We start from the raw sequence: 18920 nt of genomic DNA on the forward strand, positions 1-18920 counted from the left end.
AGTTCGGGAGGTGGTGTATGAACCTAGCCCGTTCCTTTGTGGGTTTTCTGGTGCTTTCCCTGATGGTGGGGGCTGTGCTCTGGTGGGGGTTGAGCAACGGCCAGACCCAGCGCTCCCAGCCTGCTCCCGCACCTGCCGAGGCAGGGCTTTTGGAGTACGAGCGCAACACCGTGGAGATCGTGGAGAAGTACGGGGACGGGGTGGTCTACGTGGGGGTGGTGACCCGTCCTCAAAATGTCCAGCTTCCCCCCGGATTTGAGTTTTTTGCTCCATTTTTGCAAATGCCCCCGCAGGAGGGCACGGGCTCGGGCTTCGTGATCGACAAGGAGGGGTACATCCTCACCAACTACCACGTGGTGGAGGGAGCCAGCCGCATCACCGTGAAGTTCCACAGCGACCCCAAGGAGTACCAGGCCCGCCTGGTGGGGGCGGCCCCGCCTTTGGATCTGGCCCTCCTCAAGGTGGAGGCGCCCAAGGAAAAGCTGGTGCCCCTGGTCCTGGGGGATTCCGACCGCATTAGGGTGGGGCAGAAGGCCATCGCCATGGGGAACCCCTTCGGGCTGGAGTTCACCGTGACCCAGGGGATCGTCTCCGCCATCCGGGAAAACCCCGGGGCCATCGGGGACGAATCGGGTCTGGTGCCCCAGGTGATCCAGACGGATGCCGCCATCAACCCTGGCAACTCCGGCGGACCCCTCCTCAACTCCCGCGGGGAGGTGATCGGCATCAACACCGCCATCTTCACCCCCACGGGCCAGTTCGGGGCCGCCCAGTTCGCCGGGGTGGGGTTTGCCCTGCCCATCAACCTGGTGAAGCAGTACCTGCCCGAGCTGAAAGCGGGGAAGACCCTGACCGCGGAGGAGATCGTCAGGAGCCGTCCCCGGCTTGGCGTGTCCCTCATCCCCCTTTCCATTTACCCGGAGAGGCTTCGCCAGCAGTACGGGCTTCCTGCCTCCGGCCTCATGGTGCAGGAGGTGGAAAGGAATAGCCCCGCTGCCCGGGCGGGCTTAAGGGCTCCAAGCCGCTTTGCCTACATCCAGCTTCCCACGGGCGAGGCCTTGCAGGTGGGGGTGGATGGGGATGTGCTCCTCAAGGCCGACGGGGTGCCTCTTTCCTCCATCGCCCAGCTCCGCCAGGTGCTCTACGGCAAGAAGCCAGGGGAGGCCGTGAGCCTCGAGGTCTGGCGCCAGGGCCGCACCCTCACCCTGAAGGTAGTCCCCCAGATCCTCCGTTAAGGAGGCCAGAGGAGGCGGAGGCGAAGGCACCCCTTTTCCACGCGGAACCAGGTACCTCCCAGCTTTAAGGCCAGGCCCACCTCGGAGCAGTAGTCTAGGGTTTTCCGCTTCTCCCTGGCCAGCGCCTGGTTCCAGGGGTATTCGCCTGCGGTGTAATAGGCTTCCGTTTCCGGGTCGGTGAAGGCCCGGAAGCCCTGGAAGGCCCAGGGCAGGTGGAACTCCAAGAGGACGGGCTTCCCCGTCACCGAGTTGACGAACTCCACCCGTCCCTGTTCCCAGGCGCTCAGAAAGAGGTACCACGTTTTCTGTCCGTCCTCCACCACCACCACCCGGACCAGGCCGAGAAGGACCAGGGTCAGCCAAAAGGCCCAGCTCCTAGGGAGCTGGGCCAGCTTGGTGCGGAAAATGGCGGGCTTCACCGGCCTACTTCAGGGCCCCGGCTTCCCGGAAGTAGCGCAGGGCCCCCTCGTGGTAGGGGATGGTACCCCCCACGAAGCGGACGGCGTTTTCCAAGGTGGTGTCCCGGGCGGCGGCCACCGCCTGGCGCAGGGTGGCCAGGTTCTCAAAGGTGGCCTTGGTGAGGGCATAGGCGGCCTCCTCCGGCAGGCTTTGCGGGCAGACGAAGAGGTTCCAGAAGGTGAGGGTGGGGGTGTCGCTCCGGGCCCCGTAGACCGCCTTGGGGATCACCCCAGGGCCGGCGAGGCCGGGGAAGCGCTTCTGGAAGGTCTGCACCACGGTGCTCTTGGGATCCAAGGGCACCAGGTGGATCCTCTGCCCTTTCCGGGCCAGGGCGGCGGAAAGCTCGGTGATGGCCCCGGTGGGGAGGCCCCCCGACCAGAAGAAGGCATCGATGTTGCCCTCGGCCAGGGCGTTGGCGCTTTCCTGGGCCCCCAGGCGCTCCTGCTTGGCGAAGTCCTTGGGGGAGATCCCGGCGGCCTGCAGGACCAGCAGGGCCTCCACCTCCGTGCCCGAACCCGGGGCCCCGGTGGACACCCGCTTCCCCTTCAGATCCTGCACCACCCGGATGCCCGTTCCCTCCCGGGTGACGATGTGCAGGAAGTTGGGGTACATGGCGAAGAGGATGCGCACGCTTTTGGCGGGTTTCTCCTTAAAGCGATCGTGCTGACCGGTGTAGGCCAAATAGGCGGAATCGGGCAACACGGTGCCGCAGTAGTAGGTGCCTCCGCCTGTGCGGTTTTCCAAAAGGAGCAGGTTGTCAATGGAAGCCGCAGTCTGGATGGCCTGGGCCTCGGCTACCCCGGCCTTGCTCCAGATCTCCGCCAGGGTGGTGCCGTAGTAGAAGTAAACCCCCCCCACACCCCCGGTGGCGATCACCACCTTGGGCTTCTGGGCAAGACCCAAACCCGCCAAGGCCAAGAGGATCAACAGGGCTCTCTTCATAGCCTTACCTCCTTTCCTTCGGCCTTACCCTAAGGCTTCCCGTGCGCTCCCGTCAACCCTTTGCGGAAGAAGGGAAGCCCGAGCAGGAAGGCTGCTAGGTTCAGGGGTCCGTAGGGCGCGAAGAGGAAAACCGCCAGGATACCCAAAGCCCAGGCCTCCCAGCGCGCCAGGGGCCTGCGGGTATACCCTGCGGCGGAGGCCGAAAGGTAAACGATGCCGATGGCCACGGAGAAGAAGCGCTCCAGGATCATGCCCCAGGCCGCGCCGGGAGGGGAGTTCTCCAACACGGGCACGATGAGGAGGGCGGTGCCCGAGTAGGAGAGCAGGAAGAAGAAGCCCACCAGGTATTTGGCGAGGGCCACCCGGGCGGCATAGACCCCGGTGACCAGGGGGTTGGTGCCGAAGACGCTGGCTGAGGCGTAGGCGGAAAGGGCCACGGGCGGGGTTACGTCGGCCAGGACCGCGTAGTAGAAGAGGAACATGTGGGTGGCGAGGATGGCGGCGGAATCGGGGATGCCGTTTTGCTTGGCCAGGGCGATAATGGCAGGGGCGGTGAGGGCCGAGGTGAGCACGTAAGTGGCGGTGGGGGGCACCCCCATGCCCAGGATCAGGCTGAAGATGGCGGTGATGAGGGTGGCGAGGAGGAGGCTTTCCCCCGATACCTGCTGGAGAAGCTGGCTGAACTTCGAAGGAAGGCCGCTGATCACCATCATGGCGAAGATAAGGTTGGCGGCGGTCACGGCTGTGCCGATGGGGAGCAGGGTGCGGAAGCCCTCGGAAAGCCCCTGGAAGATGGGAGCCAGGTTCTTAGGCCTCAGGGTGGGGTCCAGATAAGTGAGGAGGATGAAGAAGAGGAGGGCCAGGCTGGCGGCGGTGCGCACCTCGTAGCCCATGTAGAGCATGGCGACGATGAGGAGGATGGGCAAAAACAGGGTGCTGTAGCGGAGGATATAGGCCCTCCGGCTCATGCCCAGCTCCGCTCCCACGGGGGGCAGGCCCGCCTTGCGGGAGTAGAACTCGTTGAAGGCTAAAACGGCGGTCAGGTAAAGCAAGGCCGGCCCCAGGGCCATGATGATCACCTTCAGGTAGGGGATCTGGAGGATCTCCACCATGATGAAGGCAATGGAGCCCATGACCGGGGGGGTGATGAGGGCGATGGTGCCTGCGGTGGCCACCAGGCCCGCGGCTACCAGGCGATCGTAGTTGGCCCTCTCGTAAAGGGGCTTGGTGAGGGCGGCCACAAACTGGGTGTCCGCGGCCCCGGAGCCGGAGAACATCCCCATGAACACGCTGGCCAGGCCGGTAACCCGTCCAGGGGTGGCGGGGTGCTTACCTACCAGGGCCAGGGCCAGGTTGGCCACCACCTTTCCCAGGCCCAAGGCCCCGATCATGCCGGAAAGCAAGGTGAAGTAGACCAGGTACTTGGCGGAGACCCCGGTGATGAGCCCGTAGATGCCGGCCTCGGTTTCGTTGAAGGTTTTGCCCAGAAGGAGGTCTATCCCCTGGCGGCTTCCCCTGAAGGCCCCGGGGAAGAGATCGGCATAGAGGTTGTAGCTGAAGAAGAAGAGGACCAGCACCGGCATTACCGGCCCCAGAAGGCGGTAGACCAGGCCCAGGACCAGCATGATGAGCCCGAAGGACATGGCCATGTCCCAGGGCTCGGGAAGCACCGCCCGGTAGACCAGCTCCTCAAAGAAGCGGAGCTGGTAGAGGGTGGGGAAGAGGGCCAGGAGAGCCGCCAGGAGGTCGGCAGGCGGTTTTAAGCGCGGGAAGATGGCGGGCAGGGCCGCCACCGCCCAGTACAGGAGGCCCACCGCCTTGGCCTCCCACGGCAGGGTTACCCCGGGCACGCTGGGAAAGAGGAAGTTGTAGAGGGGGATCAAGGTGAAGGCGAAGTACACCCAGGCCCCTAGGGTACGCTTCCTGGGGAGGTAGAAGGAAACCAGATACCCCCCCAGGAGGAGAAAGAGGACGTGGGTGCTTCGCTGAAGCTGGACGATGTCCAGGATGGGGATCTCGGCCTTGGCCAAGGGGGTGAAGGGATGAAGGACCAGATACAGACTGTAAAGAGCTCCCAGGATCAGGATCCAGTGGGTCAGCCGGGCCAGAGGGGTGGATGGAGTCTTGGGATGTTCTAGCTCCATGGCTTCCTCCAAAAAAGCCCGGGGCCTGGAGGGTTCCAGGGCACCCGGGCTAAGGCATGGCTTACTTGATGAGGCCTTTCTCCTTCAGGTACCGCTCGGCTCCCGGGTGGAAGGGGATGGGGAGTCTTCCATGCAGCCTGGCGGTGGCCTCGAGGCTGGTGTCCTTGGCGGCGGCCACGGCGGTGCGGAGGGTATCCAGGTTCTCGAAGACAGCCTTCATGATGGCATAGCCGGCCTCCGCGGGCATGGTGTCCGGGCAGACCACGATGTTGCCGGTGGCGAGCCCCGGCACATCGGTGCGGGTGTTGTAGATGTTCTTGGGCACCTTGTAGGGATCCACCAGGCCCGGGAACCTCTTCATGACCACCTGGGCGGTGGTGCTCTTGGGGTCGATGGGCACCAGGTAGATGCGGTCCCCTTTGCGAGCGAGGGTCTGGGAGAGCTCCACGATGGAGCTGGTGGGCACGCCTCCCACCCAGAAGAAGGCGTCCAGGGTGCCCTCGGCCAGGGCCTTGGCTCCTTCCGCCACCGGCAGGCGCTCCCGTTTGGCGAAGGTTTCCGGCTTTACCCCGGCCCCCTGCAGCACCAGCAGGGCGAGGTTCTCGGTGCTGGAGCCGGGCTGGCCCGTGGAGACCCGCTTGCCCTTCAGGTCCTGCACCACCTTGATGCCGGTCTTTTCCGTGGTCACCAGGTGGATGAAGGAGGGGTACATGTAGAAGAGGACCCGCTGGTTTTTGGCCGGCTTGTCCTTAAAGCGGGGCTCCTCCCCGGTGTAGGCCACGTAGGCGGAGTCGGTGGTGGTGAGGGCGCAGTAGTAGGTGTTGCCCGAGGTGCGGTCCCGCAGGAGCTGCAGGTTGTCATAGGAGCCACCGGTCTGCACCGGCTGGGCCTCCACTACCCCCGCCTTGTTGAGGATGTCGGCCATGGCGGTGCCGTAGTAGAAGAATACGCCTCCGGTACTCCCGGTACCTATCACCACCTTGGGCTTCTGCGCCAGGCCAAGGCTTAGGACTGCCAGACCGATGAGGATAAGGGCTCGCTTCATGGTCACCTCCCCGTATACTTTTGCGCCCCTAACCTACCCTACCCTGGGGTACCTGTCAAGGTGAGGGATGTCCCAGCACCCGTATCTGGAAGGCCCTTAGGAGATCGGTCTTGCTGAGGATGCCGAGAAGCTCGTCCCCTTCCATGACCAGGGCCCGGACATACCCCCGCTCGGCCATCCGCTCCAGGGCGGTGAGGGCGTCCTCCTCGGGGGAGAGGATCAGGGGTTCTTTTAGGTAGTGGACCACCGGGGCCAGGGGGTTGGCGCCCTCCAGCCCCTCGAGGCCCACCACCCCCAGGACCCGCCCCTCCACCACCACGGGAAAGCCGGAAACCTTGTGGGCCAGGGCCAGTTCCAGGACTTCCTGAACCGTAAGCTCTGGCGGGATGACCAGGGGGTTTGGGGTCATGAGGTCCTTGGCCTTCAACCCGCTTAAGGCTTGGGCCAGCAGGGTGGCCTCCACCTCGGCCCTCGAGGCCATGTACACGAAAAAGGCGATCAGGACCAGGAAGGGGTTGAAGACCACAAGGCCGAAAAGCCCCAAGGCCCAGGCCACCGCCTGGCTCAGGGCCAAGGCCTGCCGGGTGGCCTGGAGGTAGGGTTTGCGCATGGCCAAAAGCGCCCGGTAGACCCGGCCTCCGTCCAAGGGCAGGGCAGGGAGGAGGTTGAATAGCCCCAGCATCAGGTTGACCAAGGCCAAGTAGTGGGTGAGAAACCCCAGGGCCCCGGATTCCGCCTGCACCAGACGGAAGAAGAGGGCCAGGGCAAAGCTCACCGCCGGGCCCGCCAGGGCAATCCAGAGCTCCTTTTTGGGTTCCCTGGGAATCCTCTCCATCTGGGCTACCCCGCCCAGGAGCCACAGGGTGATGCGTTTGGTTTCTATACCGAAGCGCCGGGCTACCAGGGCGTGCCCGAGCTCGTGTAAAAGCACGGAGGCGAAAAGCCCCAGGGCCGCGGAAAGTCCCAGCAGGAAGGGCAGGATGCCCTGGAGCAGGGAGGGGTCCTGGGGAAGGCCAAATAGCTCCAGATAAAGGGGCAGGTTGCTGCCGATGAGGAAGGTCAGGAGGGGCAGCATCAGGAGGAAGGAGAAATCCAGGTAAAGGGGGATCCCCAGAACGCGGAACAGGGGAAAGCCGCGCTGGAGCATGCCTCAGTATAGGCACGGGCTGGCGGTGGAGTTGGTAATGACCGGTCAGTCAGCCGTAGGATAAGGGGGTGCTGGCCTTGGCCCTCCTGAGAGACCCTCTTTATCGTTCCTACTGGCTCGCCCTTTTCACCTCGCAGATGGGCACCTGGATGCAGTCGGCGGCCCAGGGATGGCTGGTCCTCCTCCTTACGGGAAGCGCGGAGAGGCTTGGGCTGGTGGTGGCCTTGCAGTTCCTGCCCTCCTTGCTGTTCTCCCTCCCCGCCGGGGTTTTGGCGGACCGTTACCCCAAGCGGAACCTTCTTATTTTTACCCAGGGGGGCATGATGGTTCTGGCCCTCTTCATGGCCTTCCTCATCCTCACCGGGCAGGTGCGCTACGGCCACGTGCTCCTCTTTGCGTTTCTCTACGGGGCCCTCAACGCCATGGACCTCCCGGTGCGCCAGAGCTTCACCGTGGAGCTGGCGGGCAGGGACCGGTACCCGGGGGCCATCGCCCTTAACTCCTTTGGCTTCAACACCAGCAGGTTGTTGGGGCCGGCCCTGGCCGGGGTGTTGATCGCCCTCTTTGGCGTGGGGGTGGCCTATCTGGCCAATGCCCTTTCCTTTTTGCCCCTTCTCTTCGTCCTGCGCCGGGTCCCTTTGGGTCCTAGGGGGGAGGAAGGGGATGGCCGCTGGTGGCGGGAGGCCCAGGAAGGGGTGCGGTTTGTCCTCGAGCATCCCGTGGTGCGCCGGGTGGTGGGGCTGGTGCTCTTCGCAAGCCTCTTGGGCATGAACTTCCAGACCCTGGTGCCCGCCTATGCCCGGCTGGTGCTGGGCCTTTCCGCCACGGGCTATGGTGGCCTTCTTTCCAGCGTGGGGTTTGGGGCCCTGGGGGCCGCCTTGGTCATGGCCTTTACGGGTAGACCCAAGCCAGGGAGGCTTCTTCTTGGGGTCTTTTCCCTTTCCCTGGCCCACCTGGGGCTTTTCCTGCCCTACGCCTTCCTGGCCCCCTTCTTTTTGGCCCTGGGAGGGTTCGGGATGATCTCCGTGCTCATCAACGCCAACACCCTGGTGCAGCTATCCGTGCCCGACCGGATTCGGGGCCGGGTGATGGCGGTGTACAGCCTGGTGATGCTGGGCACCGGGCCCCTTGGGGCCTACCTCACCGGGCTTCTCTTTGAGCTTCTCGGGGGGCGCTGGGCCGCCTTGGTCCTGGGAGGGGCGGTGCTGATGGTGGGGCTTTACCAGCTGCGCTCCTGGCCTACGGAACCCAGTCCTCCGGCCTAGGCCCCAGGCCGAGCCGCCAGGCCACTCCCTGGGCCACCCGAATCCCCGCCTTCCCATCCCCGTAGGGGTTCTTGGCCTGGCGCATGCGCTCAAGCTCCTCGGGGTTTTCCAGTAGCGCCTTCACCGTGCGGTAAACCCTTTCGGGTTCGGTGCCCGCCAGCCTCAGGATGCCCGCCTCGAGGCCTTCTGGCCTTTCCGTGACGTTCCTGAGCACCACCACGGGAACCCCCAGGGCCGCTCCTTCCTCCTGAAGCCCCCCGGAATCGGTGACGAGGAGGAGGCTTTCCCGCATCAAAGCGGCCATGGGCCCGTAGTCCAAAGGATCCAGGAGGAGAAAGTTCTTCACCCCTTTGAGCACGGGGAAGACCGCCTCCCGCACCACGGGGTTCAGGTGCACGGGGTAGACGAAGGTGAGGTGGGGGAGGGCCTCGGCCACCCGTTTGAGGGCCCGGGCCAGCTCCCCCAGGATGGGCCAGTTTTCCCGCCGGTGCATGGTAACGGTCACGTAGGGGCCAGGGGGAAGCCCCTCAGGAAGCCGGCCTAGCCGGGCGGCCAGGAGCACGGCATCCACCCCCGTCTGGCCGGTGACCAGGATGGTTTCCTCCTTCTTGCCCTCCCTTAGCAGGTTCTCCTTGGCCAGGGGGGTGGGGGCGAAGTCCAGGTCGGTGAGCGCATCGGTGAGGCGGCGGTTGGCCTCCTCGGGGAAGGGTTCTTTGAGGTTGCCGCTTCTTAGGCCTGCCTCCACGTGCCCCACGGGAAGCCCCACCAGAAAGGCGGCCCAGGCCACGGCGAAGGTGGTGAGGGTGTCCCCGTGGACCAGCACGTAGTCCGCCCGCATCTCCTCGAGGGCCCTGGCCGCCTGGGGCAGGATGCGGGCCGCCAGGTCCGGCAGGGCCTGGCGCTCTTGCATCACGTCCAGGTTCCGGTCCTCTTGGATGCCAAAAAGCCCCAGGGCCTGCCTTAGTTGTTCCCGGTGCTGGCCAGTGAGGAGGATGAGGGGCTTGATGTGGGGATGCTCCTTCAAAGCCAGGTAGACCGGGGCCATCTTGGTGGCCTCGGGCCGGGTGCCGAAGGCTAGGACCACCCGCTTCATGCTATTCTGCCCCCCTCCAAAGGGCCCTGAGGCGGCGGTAGGTCACCCACCCCAGGCCGGAAACCGTGGCGAAAAGGCTTGCCAGAATGGCTTCCTTGGGCATGCCCAGGTAGGCCATGGCCAGAAGGTTGAAGAGGAGGGCGAGCCCCCACAGGAGGAAGGCCACCCGCCTTTGGGAAAGTCCCCGGGCGAGAAGGCGGTGGTGGATGTGGTCCTTTCCGGGGGTGGAAAGGGGGTTTTGCCCCCGCAATAGCCTTCGCACCACCACCTGGGTGGTGTCCAGGATGGGGAGAAGAAGAAAAAGGGCCGGGGGCAGGAGGCCCAAAAAGGTGGTGAGCTTCAGGTTGCCAAGAAGGGAGGTGGCCGCCAGGGTGAAGCCCAGGAAGTAAGCCCCCGCATCCCCCAAGATGATGCGGCTTGGGTGGAGGTTGTGCCGCAGGAAGCCCAAGGCTGCCCCGGCCAGGGCCGCCAGGACCAGGGTGCCTGCCGCCCAGTAGGGAAACTGGGCGCTCACGAAGAGGAGGCTCATGGCGCTGATGTACGCCACCCCGCCCGCCAGCCCATCCAGGCCGTCCATGAGGTTCAGGGCGTTGGTGATTCCCACCACCCAGAGCCAGGTGAGGAAAAACCCCAAAACGGGATCCAGGGGGGTGCCGAAGGCGGCTTCGAACCGCACCCCCACCGCCATGAGGAGGAGGGCGGCCAGGGTTTGCACGAAGAGGCGGAAGAGGGGCGGGAGGCCGAACTGATCGTCGATGAAACCCACCAGCACCAACCAAGCTCCTCCCAAGAGGATGGCGAGGATTTGGATAAGCACGTGTTCCACCAGGATGGGCCTTAGGAAGGCGGCCACCACCAGGGCCAGCACCACCCCGGCGTACACCGCCAGGCCCCCGGCGTTGGGCAGGGGCTCCCGGTTGAGGCGCCTTTCGTTGGGCATGTCCGCCCAGCCCACCTTGAGGGCGAAGCGGCGCACATGGGGCAGGAAGCGCCAGGTGAAGAAAAGGGCCACCAGGAAGGCGAAGGCCACGGTGAGCCAGCCTGTGCCCGTGGGTTCGGCGATGCCTATCTTCTTCAGAAGCTCGGTCATTTGGTCCCGTAGATCCGGTCCCCGGCGTCCCCCAGGCCGGGAACGATGTAACCGTGGTCGTTCAGGCGCTCGTCGATGGCCGCCACCACCACCTCGGTGTCGGGATGGTCCTGGGCGATGCGCTCCAGGCCCTCGGGGGCGGCGATGAGGCACATGAGCTTGATTCCCGTGGCCCCCTTCTCCTTAAGAAGGGTAAGGGCGTGGCTGGCGCTTCCGCCCGTGGCCAGCATGGGATCCAGGAGGAAGACCCGGCGCTCGTGGATATCCGGGGGTAGCTTGGCGTAGTACTGAACGGGCTTTAGGGACTCGGGGTCCCGGTAGAGGCCGATGTGCCCCACGCGGGCATGGGGCACCAGCTTGAGGATGCCCTCCACCATGACCAATCCAGCCCGCAAGATAGCCACCAGGGCCAGCTTCTTGCCGGAAAGCACCTTGACCCGGGCGGGGGCCACGGGGGTTTCCACGGTGGTTTCCGTAAGCTCCAGGTCCCTCATGGCCTCGTAGGCCATGAGGAGGGATACCTCCTCCGCTAGCTCGCGAAAATCCTTGGCGCCCGTGCGTTTATCCCGGAGGTGGGCCAGCTTGTGCTGGACCAAGGGATGGTCCACCAGGGTGATCCTCATCCCCCAAAGCCTAACACGCCCGGTTTCTCAGGGGAAAGCAGTCTTGGAAGAAGCTCAGGGCTCGGGGGAGTTTGTCCGCCAGGGCCTCGAGGAAGCCCTCGGGCTTCTTCGTGCGGAACCAGTGGAGGTCGTGGAGGTAGGTGAGGGGCACGTAAAAGGCCAGGCGCTCCCGCACCTCTTTGGGGTAGAACTGCACCAGGCGGAAAAGGGCCTCCCGGGCCCTTTTTTCCCCCAAGAGGTCTAGGCTTCCCGTCTTGAGGAGGGCCAGGTCCCGGGCGGGATCGTCGCCTCCGGAACGGACCCAGTCCACCAGGAGCACCTCGGGGTCGTCGTGGGAGGGGTTTTCCTGGGTCTTAAGCAGGAGGTTCCCCGCCCAGGCGTCCCGATGGCAGAAGCGCTTCTCCACCCCCGCCACCCAGGTGACCTCCCGCATAAGGGCCTTGATGAGGCTTAAGGCCTCGGGCACGGAGCCCAGGCTTTCAGCGAAGCGCTCTAGCCTCTCCGAAAGCTCTTCCCGCTCCACATACCCCGGCTCGGGGAGGCGGTGGAGGGAGAGGAAGAGGTGGGAGAGGGCGGCGAGGGCCTTGGGGGTGAAGGATTCGGGGCTGAAGGGTTTTCCGGGAAAATGGCGGATGACCAGGATCCCTTGCCCCTCCACCTGGGCCACCCCCAGGACGAAGCTTCCCAAGCCGGCGCGGGCCATCCTCTCGGCCTCGAGGGCCGCCAGGTGGGCCTCGCCAGGCTGGTATACCTTGTAGACCCTTTCCCCATCCGTGTACACCCGGGCTTCAAAGCCGCCCAGGGGGGTAAGGCGAGAGAGGGTATCGGGGGAGAGGAGGCCCTTCAGGGCCGAGAGCACCACGGGGCTTATTCTAAGGGCCTCGAGGGGGGATGAAATGCCCCGTGAGTATGGCTTTGCATAGGTCTTCCTCAACCCCATCCCCGGCAGCGCGTAACCTAAGGGTGTGGAGCTTTTGCGCCCGGAGGCCACGGTCCTCTCCCTGGGGGACAGGGTCCTCTCCTTTGACCGGGAGGGCCGGCCTTACCACTACTTCCGCCAGGGGCTCACCTACAAGCGGGCCTTGGACGGAAGCCTGCACCTGCGCTACCGGGAGGGGGAGAGGAGGAGGCGACGCCTGGAGGAGGCGGGGGCCCTGGAGGTCTACCGCGAGATCCTGGGCATAGCGGAGGCCCATCTCAAGGATCCTGGACGCCGGGAGGAGGTGCTTCGCTGGACCCCGGAGGCCCTTTCCGACCCCACTCCTTATCGCCGGGCCTACGCCTGGCCCGTGAGCATTCTCCCTCCGGATGCCTACCTTTCCGTGGTCCTCCAGGCCACCACGGGATGCACCTGGAACCGGTGCGCCTTCTGCTCCTTCTACCAGGACCGCCCCTTTCAGAAGCGCAGTCCGGATGCCTTCCGGGAGCATGTGGAACGGGTTTTGGAGCTTTTGGGAAGGGGAAGGCTTTTAAGGAGGGGGGTTTTCCTGGGAGATGGCAACGCCTTGGCCCTGGGCGAGCCCCTTCTTCCCCTTCTGGAAGAGGTCCGGCGGGCCTTTCCCGGGGAGCCCATCCTGGGCTTTTTGGATCTCTTTACCGGGTTGAAGAAGGAGGCGGCTTGGTGGGAAAGGCTTAGGGCCTTGGGGCTTAGACGGGTTTACATTGGCCTGGAGACCGGGCATCCTCCGTTGCTTGCCCTCCTTAACAAGCCCGGGCACCCCCGGGAGGCCTTACCCCTGGTGAACGCTTTGAAGGAAGCGGGGCTTTCCTTGGGGGTAATCCTCATGGTGGGGGCTGGGGGCCTAGCCTACGCTGGGGCCCACCGCCGGGAAAGCCTGGCCCTTTTGGCCGAGCTCCCCTTGGGGAAAGAGGATGTGGTTTACCTATCCCCTTTCCAGGAGGAGCCGGGTACCCCCTACGCCCTCCTGGGCCTAAAGCCTCTTCCCGATGTGGAGGCGGAGCTTGCTGCTTGGGCCAGGGAGCTCCGCCGCTTGGGCCTGCGGGTGGCCCGGTACGACATCCGGGAGTTCCTCTATTAGGGCCAGCGCACCCTGGCCTCTTGGTATACTCGGGCCATGAGCGCCTCGCACGAACGGGAACTCTATGAGGCCTGGGTGGAGCTCCTTTCCTGGATGCGGGAATACGCCAGAGAGAAGGGGGTCCGGTTCGAGAAGGAGGCGGACTTCCCCGATTTCATCTACCGCATGGAGCGCCCCTACGACCTTCCCACCACCATCATGACCGCTTCCCTTTCCGATGCCTTGGGGGAACCCTTTCTCTTGGCGGATGTCTCTCCCCGGCACGCCAAGTTGAAGCGCATCGGCATCCGCCTTCCCCGGGCCCACATCCATCTGCACGCCCACTACGAGCCAGGGAAAGGCTTGGTGACGGGGAAAATCCCCCTTACCAAGGAGCGCTTCTTCGCCCTGGCCGACCGGGCGCGGGAGGCCTTGGCCTTCGCCTAAACCTTGGCGATGGTGCCCTGGCCCAGGGCCACCAGCCTGGGCTCGGGTTCCTCGCTGTAGATCTTGCCCTGGACCACCGCCAGGCGTTTACCCGCCTGCACCACCTTACCGTGGGCCAGAAGCCTTTCCCCCTTGGCGGGGCGGAGAAAGTTCAGCTTGAACTCCACGGTGAGCACCCCGGGTCCTAAGACCAGGCCTCCGGCGAAGGTGAGGGCGTTGTCCATAAGCGCGGCGATGACCCCTCCGTGGACTACCCCCAGGTGCTGGTAGAACTCCGGACGGACTTTTAGGGCCAGTTCCACTCCCTCCTCCCCTGCGGAAAGAAGCTCCATCCCCAGGTACTGGCTGAAGGGCTGGGCCTTCAGCACCTCTTTGCCCAGCTGGTTCAGGTCCACGATCTCCTCCTTTGACTGGGTCAAAGTTTATCACATCCGGCGATTGGGAGAGGCCTCGAGGGCCTCCCACAACTTCAGGACCACCTGATGGAGGAGGGGGAAAGCCCGGCGGGTGGGCTTGAGGCGGAGGCCTTCGATCTCTAAAAAGCCCGCTTCCGCCAGGGATATAGCGGCAGGCTGTAGGCTAGGCCAAAGGCTTAGGCCCGTTCTCCTCTCCACGGCCTCCACATCCACCCCCTCCTTCAGGCGCAGGCCCAGCATCAGGCTTTCCTTGGCGTGTTCTAAGGGGGAGATGGCCTCCTCCTGAGGGGGTTCCCCCAGAAGCCATCGGGGAAGGGGAGGGTTGGTACGGCGGAAGGCGTAAACCGGCCCCGTGCCCGGGTACTGGCCTGCGGCACTGGGACCCAGGGCCAGCCAAAAACCATTCCGCCAGTAGGCCAGGTTGTGGCGGGCCTCCTCGCCGGGCCTTGCGAAGTTGGATATCTCGTAGCGCACAAGACCGGCACCCTCCAGGATTTCCTCCGCCTTCCCCATGGCCCAGGCTTCCCTTTCCGGATCCTCCTTCAGGCCCGAAAGGGCGAAGGGGGTACCCTTTTCCACCTGCAGGGTGTAGGCGGATACGTGCCCCACTCCTAGGGAGGCGGCCTCCTTTAGATCCTTCTCCACCTCCTGCATGGGCAGGCCCAGGATGAGATCCAGGGAAACCCGGAAGCCCCCTTCCAAGGCCATCTCCACGGCCTTCAAGGCGCCCCTTCGTCCATGGGCCCGGCCCAGGAACCGCAGCACCGCTTCCTGGAAGCTCTGGACCCCTAAGGAGAGGCGGTTCACCCCGAGGTCCTTGAGAAGGGCCATCCGTTCCCGGTTCAAGGTGCCGGGGTTGGCCTCGAGGGTCACCTCCGCATCCGCTTCCAGCCTCCAGGGAAGGGCCTGGAAGAGGGCGATGAGTTCCCGGTCCCGGAGAAAGCTCGGGGTACCCCCGCCCAGGTAGAGGGTCTTTAGGGGCTCAGGGTGGATCTCGTAAAGCCTCTGGGCTTCCTCCTTAAGGCGTTTCAGGTAGGCTTCCACCCACCCTGGGCCCCGGCGCACCACGTGGAAGTCGCAGTAGGGGCAGAGGGTGGGGCAGAAGGGGACGTGGAGGTAGAGGCTGGCCATTCAATCCTGCGTTAAGACCCTTTCTGCCCAGGCCACGGCTTGCTCGGCCAGCAGAAGAGCCTCTTTCCAGTCCTCTTCTGTGGCCTCGGGGAGGTCCCCCGGGTAGCGGCCCGCCACGGCGAAGGGGTTAAGCCGAACCAGGTCTTCTAGCCCTGGAGGCACGGGGAGGTGGGGGCGGATCAGCTCCAGAAGGCGTGCCAGGTCGTGGGTTTTGGGAAAAGGGATGCCAAGGGCGATGAGGAGGGCCTTGAGGGCCTTTTCCGCAGCCTGCTGGGCGTCAAAGCAAGGGTCATCCCAGACCACCTCGGGGCTGGTCCTTCCTACGCGGGCCCGGGCCAGGTTGCTCTTGGCGCGGGCCAGCCAGACTCCTGGGTCTGAGGCGTCATGCGGCATAGAGCACCCGCCCTTCCCGGAGGACATGGGGATAAACCGTTGTCCAGGTTTCCCGGTACCGGGTCAAGTCCTCTTCGGTGGCCAGGAGGAGGTCCAGACTGAAGCCTTGCTGGACCTTGCTGGCAGCCTGATAGAGGTCTTTCCAAACCCGCATGGTCTTGTACTCCGGTGGCACCACCACGAGGAGGTCGTAATCGCTTTCTGGGCGGGCCTCCCCCCGGGCCCGGCTGCCAAAGAGGATGATCTTTTTCGCCGGGACGGTTTTGAGGATGGCCGAAAGGACCGGAGCCAGCTCCGGGTACTCCACCTTTTCAGTCTACAAAGAGGAGGCGGAAGTCGTTGAGGTTGGTGCCGGTAGGCCCGGTTTTTAGGAGGGTTCCCGCCTGTTCAAAGAAGCCGTAGCTGTCGTTGGCTTCCAGGAAGGGCCTTGGGTCCAGCCCCAGGTGCCAGACCTCCGGAGTGAGGAGGGCTCCCGCCGCTTCTGAGGGTCCATCCAGCCCGTCGGAATCCGCGACCAAGGCGTAAAGGGGGGCTTGGAGGTGGGCGTAGAGGGCGAGGAGGAACTCCAGGTTCCGGCCCCCCCTACCCTTCCCCCTCACCTGTACCTGGGCTTCCCCCCCGGAGAGGAGGAAAAGGGGCTTTTTGAAGGGAAGGCCATGGGCGCGGAGGGTTTCCACCAGCTCCGCATGGAAGCGGGCCAGGGCCCGGGCCTCGCCGCCGAAGCGGTCCGAGAGGATCACCGCCCGGTAGCCTTGCCGCCTTAAGAACCCTTGGGCGGCCTTTAGGAGGTCCAGGTTGCGCCCGACGATCCGGTAGGACAGCCGTTTTAGGGCGGGGTCTTGGGGCTTCAGGGTTTCGGGGAACCGGCCCCTTAGTCCTTCTTCCAACACCCGCCTGGCTTCGGGAAAGGCCAGGCCATACCGGTCCAGGATGGCCAGGGCCTCGAGGTAGGTGCTGGAATCCGGATGGAAGGGTCCCGAGGCGATAACCCCGGGGTCATCCCCTGGCACGTCGGAGAGAAGAAGCACGTGAAGCCGGGCTTGGGTGGCCTTTAGAAGCCTTCCCCCCTTCACCTGGGAGAGATGCTTGCGCACGGCGTTGATTTCCCTAATGCTGGCCCCGCTTTTCAGGAGGGCCTCCGTGAGGGCCCGCTTCGCCTCCAGGGAGATCCCCAGGGGCAGGCACCAAAGGGCGCTTCCCCCGCCCGAAACCAGGGCTAAAACCCGCGCCTTGGGGGAAAGCCCCTTGAGGAGTTCCAGGACCTCCTGGGCCGCCCTTAGGCTTTCCCCATCGGGCAAGGGATGGCCGGCGAAGACCGCTCGTAGCCCCAGGGCATCCTGCCCCTTGGGCAGGGTGAGGTGGTAGGGTACCTCCCCGTAGCGATCCAAGGCTGCCTTTAGCATCCAGGAGGCTCCCTTGCCCACCGCCAGGATCAGGTGGGGCCTGGCCTTGGGAAGGGCCCTAAGGGTGAGGCGGTAGGGGTGGGCTTCCTCGAGGGCCTGGCGGAAGGTGGCTAAAAGGAGCGATTTCACTTTTGGCCTAAATCCGTCTGGGCAAAGTCGTCGCCTTTATAGAGCAGAGGCATTCCCTCCACACGGGCTGTGGCATAGCTTAAGCAATCCCCGAAGTTTAGTCCCGCAGGGTGTTGGGCGCGGCCGAACTCTTTATAGGCACGGATGGCTTCCCGAGCGTGCTTCTCGGTAAAGGGGATCACCTCGGCTCCAAGCGCCTCCAGGAGTTCGTAAAGCAGATGGAGATAGCTGAACCCCAACCTTGCTACCACCACTATCCCAGCTTCCGCAAGGGTAGGCGCCCCTATCTTTGGAGGCTCTCCGCGGACGATCCGCTGCAACAAGGTCTCGTAACCGGGCTCGCGAAGGAGGATCGCCAGGACCGCTGAGGTGTCCAGGACCATCTAGAACCCCTTGGGCCCATACCCCAGAAGCCTTTCCGTTTCCTCTTGGGAAAGGGGCTTGTCAAGGTATTCCGGCGGTATCTTGGACCAGATTTTATCCTCGAGGGTGCGCAAAAGGTTTTGAAGGCCTTGCCTGGGTTTTAGCTCCGCAAGGCGCATCTCCAAGGCTTTCCGCACCGCTTCCGCCCTGCTCTCCCCGGTGAGGCGGGTCACCTCCTCCACCAGGCGTTCCACATCCTTATCGCGTATGGTGAAGGCCATGCTCTGATTATAGGGCATCCCCTCCGCCGTCCGTCTCCCCGGGATGCCGACCTATATAGAGCATCTCCAGAAGTTCCGCCGTGTGCAGGATGGGGATGCTCTTGTCCAAATAGGCCTGGATCTGGGTGAGGCAGCCGATGTTGCCCGTGACCACCAGTTCGGGCTGGGTGGCCTGAAGATTTTCCGCCTTTCTCCTGCCCAAAACCTCGGCGATCTCGGGCTGGAACAGGTTGTAGGTGCCGGCGCTGCCGCAGCAGATCTCCCACTCCTTGGGCTCCAGCACCTCCACCCCAGAGGCCTTGAGGATCCTCCTTGGGGCCTCCCGCACCCCCTGGGCGTGGGCCAGGTGGCAGGCGTCGTGGTACGCCACCCTGAGGGGCCGTGGGGGCGGGGGAGGGGGGATGAAGCCCAGCTCGTCCAGGATGACGGTGAGGTCCTTCACCTTGGCGGCCAGGGCCCTCGCCTCCTCCTCCTCGGGTTCCCCCAGGAAGAGAAGGGGGTATTCCCTCATCCCCGAGCCGCAACCGGCGGCGTTGGTGACCACGTAGTCCACCTCCTGGAAAACCCTCAGGTTGGTGCGGGCCAAGGCCCTGGCTCCCTCCTTGTCCCCGGCGTGGAGGTTTAGGGCCCCGCAACAGACCTGTTCTTTTGCGGCTATCACCTCCACCCCGTTTTCCTGGAGGACCCGGATGGTGGCCCGGTTGATGGAGGGCCTCAGGACCTGCTGGGCGCAGCCCAGGAGGATGCCCACCCTGGCCCGCCTTTGGCCCTTGGCGGGGTAGACCTCCTGGTAGGATTCCCTGTCCGGCAGGCGGTCCGGGAGCAGGGCGATGGGAGCCTTAAGAGCCTTGGGCAGGGGAAGGGGCTTGAGGAGGGGTTTTAGCCGGCTTCCCAGCTCGGCCAGGGGCCGAAAGCGCTCAGGGTAGGGGAGGATGCGGAGGAGGGACTGGCGATAGACCTGTTCCAGGGGGTAGCGGTGGCGCTTGCTCTCGGTGTGCAGGCGGAAGGTGGCGATGAGCTCGCCGTAGGGGACGCCGCTTGGGCAGGCGGTAACGCAGGCCTGGCAGGCCAGGCAACGATCCAGATAGGGAAGGGCTTCCTCCAGGGAGAGGTTCCCCTCGAGGACCTCCTTCATCAGGAAGATCCGACCCCGGGGGGAGTCCATCTCCTCCTGCAGGACCAGGTAGGTGGGGCAGGTGGGAAGGCAGAAGCCGCAATGGACGCAGGCCTCGATGGCGTGGGCCATCACCTCCCCTTCCTTGCCCAGGGTTTCCACGGGTATGCGGTGCTGCATGC

At 64.8% G+C, this 18920-nt stretch carries 21 protein-coding genes; 4 read left to right on the forward strand and 17 right to left on the reverse strand.

From position 1 onward, the window contains the following. Positions 1 to 17: 17 nt before the first annotated feature. A complete protein-coding gene (locus KQ693_RS05220; protein ID WP_267262138.1) occupies positions 18 to 1235 on the forward strand; it encodes a S1C family serine protease in 1218 nt (405 codons plus the stop codon). Here the strand turns inward: KQ693_RS05220 and KQ693_RS05225 are convergent. The 5 genes from KQ693_RS05225 to KQ693_RS05245 form a co-directional block, all read right to left on the reverse strand. Further along, positions 1232 to 1654 (reverse strand): hypothetical protein, encoded by a 423-nt coding sequence (locus tag KQ693_RS05225; protein ID WP_267262139.1) that lies wholly within the window; start codon positions 1652 to 1654, stop codon positions 1232 to 1234. The genes KQ693_RS05220 and KQ693_RS05225 overlap by 4 nt on opposite strands. A 4-nt stretch (positions 1655 to 1658) precedes the next feature. Next, complete coding sequence (locus KQ693_RS05230) at positions 1659 to 2636, reverse strand: TAXI family TRAP transporter solute-binding subunit (protein ID WP_267262140.1); 978 nt, start codon at positions 2634 to 2636, stop codon at positions 1659 to 1661. Between the two features lie 29 nt (positions 2637 to 2665). Continuing rightward, on the reverse strand, positions 2666 to 4780 hold the full coding sequence (locus KQ693_RS05235; protein ID WP_267262141.1) for a TRAP transporter permease: 2115 nt from the start codon (positions 4778 to 4780) through the stop codon (positions 2666 to 2668). A 61-nt stretch (positions 4781 to 4841) separates the two neighbouring features. After that, complete coding sequence (locus KQ693_RS05240; RefSeq protein WP_267262142.1) at positions 4842 to 5825, reverse strand: TAXI family TRAP transporter solute-binding subunit; 984 nt, start codon at positions 5823 to 5825, stop codon at positions 4842 to 4844. A gap of 55 nt (positions 5826 to 5880) precedes the next feature. Next, positions 5881 to 6972, reverse strand: a complete 1092-nt coding sequence (locus KQ693_RS05245) for a site-2 protease family protein (RefSeq protein WP_267262143.1) — start codon at positions 6970 to 6972, stop codon at positions 5881 to 5883. A gap of 68 nt (positions 6973 to 7040) precedes the next feature. Between KQ693_RS05245 and KQ693_RS05250 the strand changes: the two genes are divergently transcribed. Continuing rightward, the gene (locus KQ693_RS05250) at positions 7041 to 8237 is read left to right on the forward strand and encodes an MFS transporter (protein WP_267262144.1); all 1197 of its coding nucleotides are present in this window, start codon (positions 7041 to 7043) and stop codon (positions 8235 to 8237) included. Here KQ693_RS05250 and wecB read toward each other — a convergent pair. Genes wecB through KQ693_RS05270 form a run of 4 tightly spaced genes read right to left on the reverse strand, consistent with a single transcriptional unit; the run spans position 8212 to position 11905 of the window. After that, positions 8212 to 9330 carry a non-hydrolyzing UDP-N-acetylglucosamine 2-epimerase gene (gene wecB / locus KQ693_RS05255; RefSeq protein ID WP_267262145.1) on the reverse strand — a complete coding sequence of 373 codons (1119 nt, stop codon included), beginning with the start codon at positions 9328 to 9330 and terminating at the stop codon, positions 8212 to 8214. The two genes, KQ693_RS05250 and wecB, sit on opposite strands and share 26 nt — an antisense overlap. Position 9331: 1 nt before the next feature. Further along, complete coding sequence (locus KQ693_RS05260; RefSeq protein WP_015716443.1) at positions 9332 to 10420, reverse strand: MraY family glycosyltransferase; 1089 nt, start codon at positions 10418 to 10420, stop codon at positions 9332 to 9334. Further along, complete coding sequence (upp, locus tag KQ693_RS05265) at positions 10417 to 11043, reverse strand: uracil phosphoribosyltransferase (RefSeq protein WP_015716444.1); 627 nt, start codon at positions 11041 to 11043, stop codon at positions 10417 to 10419. Before upp ends, KQ693_RS05260 begins: the two co-directional genes overlap by 4 nt. 10 nt (positions 11044 to 11053) lie before the next feature. Then, positions 11054 to 11905, reverse strand: a complete 852-nt coding sequence (locus tag KQ693_RS05270; protein WP_041438055.1) for a phosphotransferase — start codon at positions 11903 to 11905, stop codon at positions 11054 to 11056. A gap of 103 nt (positions 11906 to 12008) precedes the next feature. On the opposite strand from KQ693_RS05270, the gene KQ693_RS05275 reads away from it, so the two are divergent. Then, entirely contained in the window at positions 12009 to 13082 is a 1074-nt protein-coding gene (locus KQ693_RS05275; protein ID WP_015716446.1) for a radical SAM protein, read from the forward strand. Positions 13083 to 13118: 36 nt separating this feature from the next. Beyond that, positions 13119 to 13508, forward strand: coding sequence for an NADH-quinone oxidoreductase subunit 15 (locus tag KQ693_RS05280; RefSeq protein WP_019551701.1), 390 nt, complete (start codon positions 13119 to 13121; stop codon positions 13506 to 13508). Here KQ693_RS05280 and KQ693_RS05285 read toward each other — a convergent pair. Genes KQ693_RS05285 through glcF form a run of 8 tightly spaced genes read right to left on the reverse strand, consistent with a single transcriptional unit; the run spans position 13505 to position 18918 of the window. Then, positions 13505 to 13903, reverse strand: a complete 399-nt coding sequence (locus KQ693_RS05285; protein ID WP_015716448.1) for a PaaI family thioesterase — start codon at positions 13901 to 13903, stop codon at positions 13505 to 13507. The two genes, KQ693_RS05280 and KQ693_RS05285, sit on opposite strands and share 4 nt — an antisense overlap. Before the next feature lie 30 nt (positions 13904 to 13933). Further along, complete coding sequence (hemW, locus tag KQ693_RS05290; protein ID WP_267262146.1) at positions 13934 to 15055, reverse strand: radical SAM family heme chaperone HemW; 1122 nt, start codon at positions 15053 to 15055, stop codon at positions 13934 to 13936. Further along, complete coding sequence (locus KQ693_RS05295; RefSeq protein ID WP_019551703.1) at positions 15056 to 15448, reverse strand: HEPN domain-containing protein; 393 nt, start codon at positions 15446 to 15448, stop codon at positions 15056 to 15058. Continuing rightward, entirely contained in the window at positions 15438 to 15755 is a 318-nt protein-coding gene (locus KQ693_RS05300) for a nucleotidyltransferase domain-containing protein (RefSeq protein WP_019551704.1), read from the reverse strand. Before KQ693_RS05300 ends, KQ693_RS05295 begins: the two co-directional genes overlap by 11 nt. 4 nt (positions 15756 to 15759) lie before the next feature. Continuing rightward, a complete protein-coding gene (locus KQ693_RS05305) occupies positions 15760 to 16980 on the reverse strand; it encodes a glycerate kinase type-2 family protein (protein ID WP_267262147.1) in 1221 nt (406 codons plus the stop codon). After that, on the reverse strand, positions 16977 to 17363 hold the full coding sequence (locus KQ693_RS05310; RefSeq protein WP_015716453.1) for a type II toxin-antitoxin system VapC family toxin: 387 nt from the start codon (positions 17361 to 17363) through the stop codon (positions 16977 to 16979). The genes KQ693_RS05305 and KQ693_RS05310 overlap by 4 nt, the downstream gene beginning before the upstream one ends. Then, positions 17364 to 17624 (reverse strand): type II toxin-antitoxin system VapB family antitoxin, encoded by a 261-nt coding sequence (locus KQ693_RS05315; protein ID WP_015716454.1) that lies wholly within the window; start codon positions 17622 to 17624, stop codon positions 17364 to 17366. Positions 17625 to 17631: 7 nt separating this feature from the next. Then, the gene (glcF, locus tag KQ693_RS05320) at positions 17632 to 18918 is read right to left on the reverse strand and encodes a glycolate oxidase subunit GlcF (protein WP_015716455.1); all 1287 of its coding nucleotides are present in this window, start codon (positions 18916 to 18918) and stop codon (positions 17632 to 17634) included. Positions 18919 to 18920: the final 2 nt, after the last annotated feature.

Origin of the sequence: Thermus brevis, from assembly GCF_026427635.1 — a bacterium.
Taxonomy (GTDB): Bacteria; Deinococcota; Deinococci; order Deinococcales; family Thermaceae; genus Thermus; species Thermus antranikianii.